This is a genomic window from Amycolatopsis vastitatis, from assembly GCF_002234595.1.
In the GTDB taxonomy this organism is placed as follows: Bacteria; Actinomycetota; Actinomycetes; order Mycobacteriales; family Pseudonocardiaceae; genus Amycolatopsis; species Amycolatopsis vastitatis.
Map to the genome: position 1 here is coordinate 82,686 of NZ_NMUL01000021.1, position 12,417 is coordinate 95,102.

Consider the following 12,417-nt stretch of genomic DNA (forward strand, 5'->3'; position numbering starts at 1 on the left):
CGGGAATACCCGAGAACCGTCACACACGATTTCCGTACTGAGCATATTCCTTCCCATTGTCAACGTTGACGGCCGATCTTGTCCGGACAGTTCCTTGTCATAGCAAGGCATTGCGCCGGCCAGTAGCATCCGGCGCGAACACGTCCGCAACACGAGGGAAAGGGACGGAATGCGCAAGACCACCAAGTCACTTGGCGTACTGGCCGCCGCTGTCACACTTCCTCTGACGATGAGCGGTACGGCGTGGGCCGACATTCCTTTCGACCAGCCGATCAACGGACGCGCCACCTACTACAACGACGCGGGCTTCGGCGCCTGCGGCACGCAGATCAACGCCGCCACCCAGATGCTCGTCGCGGCTCCGGCCGCGTACTGGACGACGGCCAACCCGAACAACGACCCGCTGTGTCAGGGCGTGTCCATCCGGGTGTCCGCCAACGGCCGGACCATCACCGTGCCGGTGGTGGACAAGTGCCCGAGCTGCGACAGCGCGCACATCGACCTCAGTCAACCGGCGTTCGCCCAGCTGGCGGACCCCAACCTGGGCAACATCGCGGTGACCTGGTCGTTCGTCCGCTCGTGACCTCCATGCCGGCCTCCGGCGCCGCCGGAGGCCGGCCGGTCACCCCTTCTCGGGAGCAAGTGGCATGAACCAGTTGAAAAAGATCCTCGTCCTCGCGGCCGTCGTCGTGGCCGCCGTCGGCGGCCTGACCGGCCCGGCAACCGCTGCCGGCACGAAGAAGGGCGTCAGCGCCGCCGCCTTTTCCGGAGTGACGACCGCGCTCGCCGATGTCGGCGCCCGGTGGTTCTACACCTGGGCGTCGGACACCCAGGGCATCACCGCAACGGCCGGCACGGAGTTCGTCCCGATGATCTGGGGCTCCGGCTCGGTCACCCCGGCTCAGCTGGCGCAGGCGAAGGCGGCCGGCAGCACGCTGCTCGCGTTCAACGAGCCGGACCTGGCAGGCCAGGCGAACATGTCCGTCGAAACCGCACTGGACCTGTGGCCCCAGCTGCAGGCGACCGGCATGCGGCTCGGCGCGCCGGCGGTGGCGTACGGCGGGGACACCCCCGGCGGCTGGCTCGACCGGTTCATGAGCGGCGCGGCGGCACGCGGCTACCGCGTCGACTTCATCCCGCTGCACTGGTACGGCGGAGACTTCTCGACCGCGGCGACCGGGCAGCTGCAGTCGTACCTGCAGGCGGTGTACAACCGCTACCACCGGCCGATCTGGCTCACCGAGTACGCGCTGACCGACTACTCCGGACCCACCCCGCGGTACCCGTCCGCGGCCGAGCAGGCCGACTTCGTCACCCGGTCCACGGCGATGCTCGACGGATCGTCGTTCGTCGAGCGCTACGCCTGGTTCTCCCTCTCGACGTCGACCACCCCGACCGGCCTTTACACGGGCACCACCCCGAACACCAGCGGCGTCGCCTACCGCGCCGCCGGTTGATCCCTCTCAGCACGGAACGAACGGAGGTCGAACCCATGCTTTCCAGGAGACTCTTCGCCGTCGCCGCGGCGATCGTGGTGGCGTTGACCGTGAGCTCACCGGCGGCTCCGGCCACCGCGGCGGGCAACCACACCGTCACGTTCGTCAACCGCTCCGGCCAGACCCTCTGGCTGGGCAGCACCGTGAACGCCGACCAATCCGTCAACTTCGCCACCCTGCCGACACTGGCGAACGGGCAGTCGGCGACCGTCACGATCCCGGAAACGTCGGCCCCCGGGCACTGGCGGGGCAAGTTCTTCGCGCGCCAGGGGTGCACGGGCACGCCGGGGCAGAACTTCCACTGCCTGGTCGGCGACTGCGGCGCCTACGCCGACCACTGCGCGACCGGTGAACAGCCCGCCAGCCTGGCCGAGTTCAACTTCGACACCGCCGACGGCCTCGCCCCGTGGTACGACGTCAGCTACGTCAACGCGTTCTCGCTGCCGATCACGATCGAGCCGGTCAACGCGAACGTACCGCCGGGTTCGGCATCGTGCGGCACCGCGGGCTGCCCGGAGAACCTGCTGCCCTACTGCCCGGCCGAAGACCGCCAGTACTCCCCCGGCGGCACGCTGGTCAACTGCGTAAACCCGAACCGCGACGCGCCCACGAGCTACAGCGACGCGATCAAGTCGCACTGCCCCAAGGCGTACGCCTGGTCCAAACAGGACACCGAGCCGGGCAACCAGACGGTGTACCAGTGCGCCTCCTGCAGCGGCTTCACGATCACCTTCAACCACGGTTCCTGAGGACAGCCGGGGTTCGGTTACGATCGCCGGGTGATGCTGGCTTGGGAGGGCTGCCTCAACGGTCGTGACGTAGGTGGTTTGCCCTCGTCCGACGGTCGCACGATCCGGTTCGGCGCGCTTCTCCGGTCGGACAGCCACAGCCGGCTGACCGCCGGCGGGATAGCGGCCGTTCGCGCCGCCGGGATCAGCCGCATCGTGGACCTCCGGTGGGCGCGGGAGACCGTGCTGGAGCCCAGCCCGTTCGCTGAGGATCCCGTGTACCGCAACGAGCCGTTGATCGGTGAACTGGCGGAGCAGGGCACCACCATGCCGGACGCCTACCGGACCATGCTCGACACCAACCAACGCCGGATCGCCGACGTCTTCGTCCGGCTGGGTGACGCCCCGTCCGGCCCGCTCGCGGTGCACTGCAGCGCCGGGCGGGACCGGACGGGCGTGCTCGTGGCGCTCGCGCTGAGCGTCGCGAGCGTGCCGCCCGCTTCGATCGCCGCGGATTACGCGCGCACCGACGGCTGCAGCGGCGACACGATCCTCCGGATGCTGAACCACCTGGACAACCGTCACGGAGGTGCGCGCGCTTACCTGCTGACGGGCGGAGCGACCGGCGCCCAGCTCGAGCGGGTAAGGAACCGGCTGCTTTCCTAGCGGTTCTTCACCCCATTCCGGACACACCACCACCCCTCTTGTCGATCAATTGTCAAGAGGGTGACGCATGGCGTAATCCGCCACCCCGGATGGTAATGTGTTCCGGTGAAACGCCAGGTCCGGACGCCGCGGGTGGGCACAATTCGAGGGGTGTGAATTTCCGACCATTCCGGGCCGCCGGACCATTCATGATCGGCGGCGCCAGGCGCGGATATTCGCCGTGCTCGCATTGTGGGGGCTATCAGGATGGGCACCGAAGAAATCGGGAGGTCCTGACATGCAGCGAAGACGGAAGACGACGGCGGGCGCGATGGCGGCCGTGGTGGTGGCGAGCCTGTCGCAGCCCCTGCCGTCGGCGGCGGCGGAACCCGCCGCCGTTTCCCCGGTTTCCGGCGATCCCGGGCGGACGGTCACGCTGATCACCGGCGACCGGGTGCGGGTGCTGCCGAACTCCCGCGGTGCGAGCCCGGTGGTCATCGAACCGGGCCCGGGCCGCGACCGGATCGGCTTCTTCCGCGAAACGAACACCGGCACGAAACCCGGCGACATCACCGTGGTGCCGTCGGACGCGCTGGCGCTGGTGGCGTCCGGCAAGCTGGATTCCCGGCTGTTCGACGTTTCCGAGCTGCTGCGGCAGCACCTCGCCGACTCCGCGCCACAACTCCCCCTGATCCTCACCGATTCGGCCGAAGCCACCCAGGCTCCCCCCGCCACCACGACGGTCCGCGACCTGCCGAGCGTGCACGGCACGGCCCTGCGCCAGGACAAGCGCCGTGCCACGGAGTTCTGGACCTGGCTCACCACGCGGGCCGGGGCCGGCAAGGTGTGGCTGGACGGCCTGGCCACGCCGGCCCTCGACGTCAGCGTGCCGCAGATCGGCGGCCCGGCCGCCTGGCAGGCCGGCTACACCGGCAGCGGCGTGACGGTCGGCGTGCTCGACACCGGCGTGAAGGCCGACCACCCGGACCTGGCCGGCAAGGTCCTGGAAGCGAAGGACTTCACCGGGACCAGGCCGGACGCGAGCGACGACCTCGGGCACGGCACGCACGTCGCCGGCATCATCGCCGGAACCGGAGCGGCCTCCGGAGGCCGCTACCGCGGGGTGGCGCCGGACGCGCGGCTGATCAGCGGCAAGGTCTGCGTCGCCTACGGCTGCCCCGAGTCCGCCGTGATCGCCGGCCTGGAGTGGATCGCGCCGAAGGTGCGCGTGGTCAACCTGAGCCTCGGCGGCGACGCGACCGACGGCACGGATCCGGTGTCCCAGGCGGTGAACGCGCTGACCGCCCGTTACGGCACCCTGTTCGTCGCCCCGGCGGGCAACGACCGCTCGCTCGACCTGCCCGAACCGGGGCCGGTCGTCGCACCCGCCGCAGCGGACGCCGCGCTCGCGGTCGGCAGCGTGTCGGCTCAGGACACCACCAGCGCGTTCTCGAACCGTGGCCCCCGGCCCGGCGACTACGCGCTCAAGCCCGACATCGCCGCGCCCGGCGAGGGCATCGTCTCGGCCAGGGCCGCGGGCACCCGCGACGGCGACACCGCCCCGGTCGACGACAACTACGCCAGGTTGTCCGGCACGTCGATGGCGGCGCCGCACGTCGCCGGTTCGGCGGCGCTGCTGCTCCAGCGGCACCCGGACTGGCTCGCCGACCGGCTCAAGTCCACGCTGACGAGCACCGCCCGCGCCACCGCCGACGTCGTCGAGCAGGGCGCGGGCCGGGTCGACGTGGGACGCGCGGTCACCCAGCAGGTCACCGCCACCACCGGCAGCCTCGGCTACGGCTTCGTCGCCTGGCCGCGCACCCCGTCCGTCAGGAAGACCGTGACCTACCGCAACGACGGCGACGCGGCCGTCACCCTGGCCCTCGCCACGACGTCCGCGCTGTTCACGCCGTCGGTGCCGTCCGTGGTGGTCCCCGCCCGCGGTGCCGCCGACGTCGGCGTCACCCTCCGGCCGGGCACGGACGGCGCCGGGCAGTACGGCGGCAGGCTGACCGCGACGGCGCCCGGGATCACCGTGCAGACCGCGCTCGGCGCCTTCCTGGAACCGGAAAGCTACGACGTGTCCGTCCGGCTGATCGGCCGGGACGGGCGGTTCACGGCGGGCGTCGCCACGCTGGTCGACACCGGAACCGGGGCCGCGTTCGGCGTTCGGCCGTTCCGCTCCGACGGCACGGCCGTCGTGCGGGTGCCGAAGGGGCGCTACGACCTCAACGCGTTCGACGTGTCCGGTGATCCGACGGGCCAGACCCGGCCGGCCGCGGTGACACTGCTGTCCCGGCCCGGTCAGCCGGTGACCGGCGATGTCGCGGTCACGCTCGACGCGCGGGCGGGCAAACCCGTGCGCGCGGCGGTCGATCGCGCGGACGCGCGGCTGCAGGGCGGCGAGCTGGGCCTGGTGTCCGGGAATCCGGGCGGCACCCGGACCAGCACGCTCGCCTGGACCGTCCAGCCGGGCAACGAGCTGTACGCGGTGGGCTCGGACCGCGAGGTCACCGACCACACCTACGCGCTGTACTTCCGGGCCACCCTGGCCGCCCGGCCACCCGGCGTGGATCCGGACGGTTACGTCTACCAGCTGGCGCTCCTCGAACGCGGCCGCGTTCCGGCCGACCCGGTCTTCCGGGTGCGCGACCGGGACCTCGCCGTGGTCGACACCCGGTACCACACGCAGGGAAAGCCGGCGGACGCGCTGCGCGTCGACGACTCCACGTTCGGTTTCCCGGGCGCCGACACCGGCACGTACCTGGTCTCGGCGCAGACCCTGCCGAGCCGGCGCACGGAGTACTACACCGCCGGGCCCGGCGTGAGCTGGCAGCACACCGTGGCGGTGTACCCCACCCCGCTGACCGACGCGGAGAACAACTACTCGTACCGGACCTACCGGCCCGGCCCCCAGCGTTCCGGCTGGAACCGCGCCCCGGTCGGGCCCGCCTTCGGTGCGCCGCAGGACGGCTGGGGTGTGCTCCGCGCCGGGAACCAGCTGACGTACGCGATCCCGCTCGTGTCGGGCAGCGACCCGGAGCAGTACACCTCGCCGCCGGGCGGCCTCACCGGCACGGCGACGCTGTCGCGCGACGGCGTCCCGCTGGGTACCACCGCGAGCCCGGCCTCCGGGGCGTTCACCATCCCGGACGGCGCGGGCACCTACACGCTGCGGTCCGTCGCCACGCGCAGTGTGCCGTGGTCGGTGGTGGGGACCGGGGTGGACGTCGCGTGGACGTTCCACGAGCCCGGTCTGGCCGCGCCGGCGAAACCGTTGCCACTGCTGGTGGTCCGGGCCGAGGGTGCGGTCGACGACCAGAGCCGCGCCCCGGCCGGGAAGCCGTTCGTGCTCGCGCTGACCGCGCAGCGGCAGCCGGGCGCCGGGGAGTTCCGGCTGGCGGAGCTGCGGGTCGAGACGTCCGCCGACGACGGCACGACCTGGACGTCGGTGCCTGCCGTGCGCCTCGGCAACGGCGGGCTCGCCGTGGTGCGCAACCCGGCGGGCGAAGGGTTCGTGTCCCTGCGGATCACCGCCCGCGACACGGAAGGCAACGCGCTCACGCAGACGGTGATCAGGGCGTACCAGACGACACCGTGACGGCGACCGCGGCGAGCGGCACGACGAAGGCGGCCCCGGTCAGGAACCTCAGTTCCCGGCCGTGGGCCCGCCATTCGCCGTCCCAGCCGCTTTCGCCGTCGTAGCGCAGGTTCGCGGTCGTCATCAGGGCCCGGCCGAGCCCGAACCCGGCGCCCGCACACAGGGCGGCGGGGACCGAAGCCGTGAGGGCCACGGCGACCGCGGCGACGTACGGCAGGCCGCTGGGCAGGTAGGTGCGGGCGCCGGTGCCCATCTCGAACCCGAACTGCAGCGGCCCCAGGTGCCGGCCGAGGCGGAACACGGTGTCCGGCACCAGCCGCCGGTTTTCCGGCAGCCGGAACGACCACACGCCCGTTTCCCGCAGCAGCACCGCACCCAGCGCGGCCGCCACCACGGCCCAGCGGACGAAGCCGGGAAGGGGCGCGCGCAGCAGGGATCCGCCCACGAGGAGGACCGTCGCGGTCAGGGCGCCGCCGCAGACCAGGCCCGCGCAGAACGCCAGTACGGGAGTGCCTCGCCAGACCGGCGAGCTCAGCACGAAGGCCGAGTTCCGGCTTCAACTGGAGCCGCTGGTGGCGAACCCCGCGGCCGCGCACAGGACGAGCCACGCGCTCGGCAGCAGCCAGCCCGGCCCGGCGAGCAGGAGTGCGCCCGTCACGCCGGCCGCGGCGAACGCGAGGCCGGCGGCGATCGTCAGCGGGTGCCACCGGCGCCGGGAAGTCCCGGGCATCAAAGGGCGGCGCGGCAGATCGTCAGGTACGTCTGGCCGGTGTACCCGCCGCCCCAGAAGGTCGAGAAGCCGTCCGAGCAGCGGTAGACCTTCTGGTCCGGGGTCGTCCACCGCCACGCGTTCTTGCCCACGAACTGGCCGCACGTGTTGGCCACGGGCTGGTGGTCGACCTGGATGCCGCCCTCGTTCCAGGTGCCGTACTTGTGCCATCCGGCGTCGCAGTAGGTGCTTCCACGCCAGAAGCCGCCGAAGCAGGCGGCGTAAGCGCTGACATAGGCACCGCTGGTGTCGGGCAGTTCGGCGTAGCCGGTCGGATAGGCGTCGTGGCAGTCGTTGCGGTCGAACCCCGGCATGCCGTACGGGCTGAACTCGGCGTTCGCCTTCCGGACGCGGGACAGGCCCGACCAGTCGAGCGCGGTCGCGCCGAGCGTCAGCGCGCCGAGCGCCACCGCACGCAGGAACGTCCTCCTCGTGCCGCCGGCCTTCAGCTTCCGTCCCGCGCGGGTGCCCACGGCATCCGGCCCGGGCCGGTCAAGACCGGGAATGCGCGCCAACTCCAGCGTCACCGCTATCGCCTCCTGCCTTCGGGACGGCCCATTCGGCCAGGGTGGTGTCCACTTCGCCGGCCCGGACCGGGAGCAGCATCCGGCGGACGCGGCCGGTGTCGTCGAGCAGCATCAGCACCGGCGGCGAAAGGTGGGAGACCGCACGCCAGGCTTCGCCGTCACTGACCACCGGCAGGCCGCGGGCCAGGTCCGCCCACGTCGCGAGCGGTTCGTGGGTCAGCAGGGTCGCTTCCGCGCCGAGCCCGGCCAGCCGTTCGACCACGGTCAGGCACAGCGGGCAGCCCGAATCGACCGCCGCCACGATCCGGCCACCGCCTCCGGCGAACCGCGGGCCGAGGACCAGGTCCGGGGGCACGGCCACGAACCCGTCCGTGGTCCGGGTGACCACGCCGCGCAGCAGCCGGACCTCGCGCAGGACGGCGGCCAAGCCGAAGAACAGCAGGAGGATCGCCGCCCAGGTGAGGACGGTGAGCGCGGTCGACGGGGTCATCGGCGGTCCCAGGCGATGTCGATCTCGTCGAGCCAGTCGAGCCGTTGCCGCTCGGTCTTCGCCGCCGTGTCCGCGAGGTGGACCTCGGCCACGCCCGCGGGGCAGCCCAGGACGAACGAGCGCGCGGCATCCCCGGCGTACACGGACTTCCAGACCTCGCCGTACCGGGTGCGGGCGCCCGCGTGCCGCGGGAGCAGCCCGGCGGCGTGGCTCGGCGCGGGGATGGACAGCGCACCGTGGTCCTTCACCACGACCACGAAGTGCTCGTTCGCCGGATCCAGCAGCGTCGCCGCGCGGGGGGCGACGGTCATGCCGCCGGCGTGGTCTTCGATCCGCAGCGAGCCGAACAGGGCGAGCACGCGGTCCCGGCGGGGAGCCGGTCCGGCGTAGACCGTCATCAGTTCGTGGTACGTGCCGATCAGGGTGGCCAAGGACGACTGCCCGTCGCGGGCCTCGGCGACGACCACTTCCCGGCCGTGCACGACCAGGCGTTCGCGGGTTTCGGCCGGCGCGACGTACGTGCAGGCGAAGTCGTGGTAACCGCGCGGCCCGATCTGGAACCCGGTGCCGAACGAACCGCCGACGAACCGGACTCCGGCCACCACGTGGGAAACGGGGGCCGCCGCGGAAAGGCCGACGGTCACCCGGTCACCGCTCGGCGCCACCAATCGCAGCCGTTGTGTCGCCATGAGACCTCCGATTCCCCGGAATCCGCCCGGTGAGACTAGCCGACGGATTCCTCGGCGGCCACGATCGTTCCGCAACGGTTTCCGAATTGCTCCGATCGGGGGCGGTACTTTTGTCCGCGAATACAGTGGGTCCATGAACGTTTTGTGGCCGCCGGGAATGACCGTCCTGACCGCACTCGGGGCGATTCTCCTGTTGGTGGCCGGTGTGGCGCACGCCGCGCGGCCGCGGCAGCACCGGGCGGTGCTGCGGGCGCACCGCTTGCTGCCGCCGGCGTGGACGGCTTTCGCGGCGGCGGCGACCGCCGGGGCGGAACTGATCGTCGGCGTGGCCGTCCTGGCGCTCCTGCTCGCGGACCCGGTGGCCGCGGCCCTGCCCGCTGCCACCCAGGCGGCCGTGTACTGCGCTTTTGCCGGCTACGCCGCGGTGCTGCGGACGCGCCGGCCGGGCGTGCCGTGCGGCTGTTTCGGCGCGGAGGAGGTGTCGTGGGCGGTGGTGGCCCGAGCGGTCGTGCTCGCCGCGGGCAGCGCCGGATGCGCGGCTGCCGGCGCGGTCGCGGAAGTACCGGACCGGTGGTCGTGCGTGGCGGCCGGTGTCGTCATCGCGATGGCCGGCCACCTGGTTCCCGCCTGGCGCGAAACCAGCGAACGAAAATCCGGCCGTTCCGGTCGATGATTCTTCCACCGCGGCTTGTCCGCATTACCGGCGAATACCCGCCGGGAAATCACTGACAGGCGAGGGCGCGTTTTCCCGCTTTCGGACCGGCGGCGGGGCAGGCAGCCGCAACAACGTCCCGAACCGGCCGGGTCCCTGTTCCCGCAGCGCGGCGACGGCCGGGGGTTCGTGGCGCGCGCAGTTGGCGAGGATGCCGAACACCAGCATGGTGACCAGCAGCGACGAGCCGCCGTAGGAGATCAGCGGCAGGGTGACGCCGGTGACCGGCAGGAGGCCCACCACATAGCCGACGTTGATCGCCGCCTGGCCGACGACCAGCAGGGTCAGCGTGCCCGCGACGATGCGGATCCAGGGATCCTGGGTGCGGCGGGCGATCCGCATCCCGGCGACGGCGACGCCCGCGTACAGCGACAGCACCGCGATACCGCCGACGAAGCCCAGTTCCTCGCCGATGAGCGCGAAGATGAAGTCGTTGGCCACCCCGGGCAGGTAACCCCAGTTCGAGCTGCCCTGCCCGAGCCCCCGGCCGAACACTCCCCCGTCGGCGAGCGCGTACGACGCCTGGATCGCCTGGTACGAACCGGAACCGGGGTCGGGGGCCGACGACAGGAACGAGAGGACGCGCGCCAGCCGGTAGTCCTCGCTCAGGGCGAGCACGGTGAAGCCGGCCGCCGCGCCGAGGACCAGCGCCGTGAACAACCGCGCGGGCATGCCGGCGAACCACAGCAGGCCGAGCGTGATGATGCCCAGGGTGATCGTGCCGCTGAGGTTCGGCTGCGCCATCACGAGCGCGAACATCAGCAGCGTCACGGGGACAACGGGCACCAGCAGGTGCCGCCACCGGTGCAGCAGCCGACCTTTGGCCACGAGGACGTGCGCGCCCCACAAGGCGAGCGCGAGCTTGGCGAACTCGATCGGCTGGACGGACTGCCCGGCGACGACGAACCAGCGCTGCGCCCCGCCACCGTCGGAGCCCAGTGGCGTCAGCACGACGACCAGCATGCCCAGCGAAACGAGCATCGCCCCGCCGGACCACCGGCGGATCGTCGCGAGCGGCACGCGCAGCCCGAGCCAGAACACCCCCGCACCCAGTGCGACGTAGGTGATGTGCTTGACGAACAAGCCGCCCTGGCCGGGAGTGCGCGGGTCGTAGGACGCCACCGACGACGCGCTCGACACCATCACCACCCCCACCACGGTGAGGAGCCCGGCCAAGGCCAGCACCAGGTGGAACGACGCGAGCGGCCGGGTCGTCCACCCGGTCAGCCGCTCCCACAGGGCGGCGACCGGTGGCCGCCGGACGCCGGCACCTCGCTGCGCGGGCACGGGAGAAGCCGATCGTGGTGGCCGGGGCACAACCCGTCCTCCTCTTGTTCCGCTGTGGTCCGGTCCGAGCTTGCCAGGCCCGGCTGGCAAGAGGCTGAGAACCCCACCGGACTCGTTCACGCCGGCCATACCCGCCGTAGGGGACGACTGTCCACTGAGGACTACGTCGGTCAGGCGTACGGCTCCCAGGTCAGGTCACCGGCGCCGATGTCGCGGGACACCGCGCGCACCCAGGCCAGTTCCGCGGAGGTGGTGGTCTCGAGGTACTCGTGCTCGAGCAGGTGCAGCCGGGGAACCCCGTACTCGCGCGACGCGGTGAGCACCGCCTCCGTCACGGTGAGCCGCCGTTGCAGCGCCTCGGCCCGCAGCTCCAGCCGTGCTCGTGCGTCCTCGGGGCTGAGCAGGTGCAGGAAGGACACCACGGCGGGGAACAGGGGGAACTCCCGTGCCGGAGTGGCCACGTGGTCGCGCAGGCCGGCCAGCAGCGTCTCCCGGCCGGGTGCCGTCAGCTCGTAGACGGTGCGCTCGGGGTGCCGCGCATCGCGTTCGACGGCGCGGACCCGGATCAGCTCGTCCCGGGCCAGCCGGTCGAGGGACGCGTGCAGCCCGGACCGGTTGCGCACGTTGACCACGAGGCCCACGCCCCGCTCCCGCATGAGCTGCTGCATCCGGTAGGCGTGCATCGGCTCTTCGGCCAGCAGCGCCAGAACCGCGATCGCGACGGGAGAAAGCTGTCCACGAGAAGCCATAGTGCGTACTATACTAGTCCAGTACGTACTATCGGAGAACGGGAGGAGCCCGTGATGTCATCCGTGGCGCAACGGCCGCCGAAAGCCCGGTCGGGCGGCCTGCTGGCCGGCTTGCTGGAGATCGTCCTCTCGATCGGTGGCTACTACCTCTTGCGCGCCTTCGACGTCGGCGTCTTCTGGGCGCTCACGGTGCCGGCCATCGCGGTCGCCGTCGTGGCCGCGGTCGTGACCGTCCGCCGCCGCCGGACCGACCTGATCGGTCTCCTGGTGCTCTGCGAGATCGCCGCGACGATCACTGTTTCCCTGGTGACGAACAGCCCCCGCGTGGCGGCCCTGCGCGTGGCGGCGTACGTCCTCGTCGCCGGCGTCTTCTGCCTCGCCACGCTCGTGCACCGGACGCCGCTCGCCCACGCGAGCTCGATGTCCATCGCGACGTTCGGGGACCCGAAACGGGAGCGGGCCTTCGAGCGCGCGTGGCGGGAGATCCCGGAATACCGCCGGTCGCAGCGGCTGCTCACGGCCGCGCTCGGCCTGATCATGGTCGCGACGGGCGCGGTCAAGGCGTACCTCCTGCTTTCGGCGCCGGACAACGACATCGCGCACGTCGTCGACGTGTGCAACGTCCTGACCTTCGTGATGATCGGGTTGGTGGCCGCCGTGAGCGCGGTGTTCATCCGGCGGCCCCGGAAGATCATCGAGGGGCTGCTCGCCGAAGAGTGACTGC

The 12,417-nt window shown here is 71.9% G+C and carries 14 protein-coding genes; 7 read left to right on the forward strand and 7 right to left on the reverse strand.

Features of this window, described 5'->3' with window-relative positions; genetic code table 11:
• The first annotated feature begins 169 nt into the window (after positions 1-169).
• The 5 genes from CF165_RS20900 to CF165_RS20920 all read left to right on the forward strand — a co-directional run bounded on the left by CF165_RS20900 (position 170) and on the right by CF165_RS20920 (position 6,470).
• Positions 170-583, forward strand: coding sequence for a cysteine/serine endopeptidase inhibitor (locus CF165_RS20900; RefSeq protein WP_093949215.1), 414 nt, complete (start codon positions 170-172; stop codon positions 581-583).
• A gap of 64 nt (positions 584-647) precedes the next feature.
• Positions 648-1,457, forward strand: coding sequence for a glycoside hydrolase family protein (locus tag CF165_RS20905; RefSeq protein ID WP_093949216.1), 810 nt, complete (start codon positions 648-650; stop codon positions 1,455-1,457).
• A gap of 35 nt (positions 1,458-1,492) precedes the next feature.
• On the forward strand, positions 1,493-2,245 hold the full coding sequence (locus tag CF165_RS20910; RefSeq protein WP_093949217.1) for a thaumatin family protein: 753 nt from the start codon (positions 1,493-1,495) through the stop codon (positions 2,243-2,245).
• 33 nt (positions 2,246-2,278) lie between these two features.
• Positions 2,279-2,890, forward strand: coding sequence for a tyrosine-protein phosphatase (locus tag CF165_RS20915; protein ID WP_276209736.1), 612 nt, complete (start codon positions 2,279-2,281; stop codon positions 2,888-2,890).
• Between the two features lie 277 nt (positions 2,891-3,167).
• Positions 3,168-6,470 (forward strand): S8 family serine peptidase, encoded by a 3,303-nt coding sequence (locus CF165_RS20920; RefSeq protein ID WP_093949219.1) that lies wholly within the window; start codon positions 3,168-3,170, stop codon positions 6,468-6,470.
• On the opposite strand, the gene CF165_RS20925 is transcribed toward CF165_RS20920, so the two are convergent.
• The 5 genes from CF165_RS20925 to CF165_RS20940 are packed head-to-tail and all read right to left on the reverse strand — an operon-like array spanning position 6,445 to position 8,945.
• Positions 6,445-7,008 (reverse strand): hypothetical protein, encoded by a 564-nt coding sequence (locus CF165_RS20925; RefSeq protein WP_093949220.1) that lies wholly within the window; start codon positions 7,006-7,008, stop codon positions 6,445-6,447. The two genes, CF165_RS20920 and CF165_RS20925, sit on opposite strands and share 26 nt — an antisense overlap.
• 18 nt (positions 7,009-7,026) lie before the next feature.
• Positions 7,027-7,200, reverse strand: coding sequence for a hypothetical protein (locus CF165_RS51775; protein WP_167441527.1), 174 nt, complete (start codon positions 7,198-7,200; stop codon positions 7,027-7,029).
• A complete protein-coding gene (locus CF165_RS20930) occupies positions 7,200-7,766 on the reverse strand; it encodes a hypothetical protein (RefSeq protein WP_093949221.1) in 567 nt (188 codons plus the stop codon). The genes CF165_RS51775 and CF165_RS20930 overlap by 1 nt, the downstream gene beginning before the upstream one ends.
• Positions 7,732-8,256 carry a hypothetical protein gene (locus tag CF165_RS20935; protein ID WP_093949222.1) on the reverse strand — a complete coding sequence of 175 codons (525 nt, stop codon included), beginning with the start codon at positions 8,254-8,256 and terminating at the stop codon, positions 7,732-7,734. Before CF165_RS20935 ends, CF165_RS20930 begins: the two co-directional genes overlap by 35 nt.
• Positions 8,253-8,945 carry a hypothetical protein gene (locus CF165_RS20940; protein WP_093949223.1) on the reverse strand — a complete coding sequence of 231 codons (693 nt, stop codon included), beginning with the start codon at positions 8,943-8,945 and terminating at the stop codon, positions 8,253-8,255. Before CF165_RS20940 ends, CF165_RS20935 begins: the two co-directional genes overlap by 4 nt.
• Before the next feature lie 133 nt (positions 8,946-9,078).
• Here CF165_RS20940 and CF165_RS20945 point away from each other — a divergent pair, with 133 nt between their 5' ends.
• Positions 9,079-9,618, forward strand: coding sequence for a MauE/DoxX family redox-associated membrane protein (locus CF165_RS20945; RefSeq protein ID WP_093949224.1), 540 nt, complete (start codon positions 9,079-9,081; stop codon positions 9,616-9,618).
• 24 nt (positions 9,619-9,642) lie between these two features.
• On the opposite strand, the gene CF165_RS20950 is transcribed toward CF165_RS20945, so the two are convergent.
• Positions 9,643-10,944, reverse strand: a complete 1,302-nt coding sequence (locus tag CF165_RS20950) for an FtsW/RodA/SpoVE family cell cycle protein (RefSeq protein WP_240521697.1) — start codon at positions 10,942-10,944, stop codon at positions 9,643-9,645.
• Between the two features lie 170 nt (positions 10,945-11,114).
• On the reverse strand, positions 11,115-11,693 hold the full coding sequence (locus tag CF165_RS20955; protein WP_093949225.1) for a PadR family transcriptional regulator: 579 nt from the start codon (positions 11,691-11,693) through the stop codon (positions 11,115-11,117).
• Positions 11,694-11,747: 54 nt separating this feature from the next.
• Here CF165_RS20955 and CF165_RS20960 point away from each other — a divergent pair, with 54 nt between their 5' ends.
• Positions 11,748-12,413: a VC0807 family protein gene (locus CF165_RS20960; RefSeq protein WP_093949226.1), complete on the forward strand. Its 666-nt coding sequence runs from the start codon at positions 11,748-11,750 to the stop codon at positions 12,411-12,413.
• The last annotated feature ends 4 nt before the right edge of the window (positions 12,414-12,417 follow it).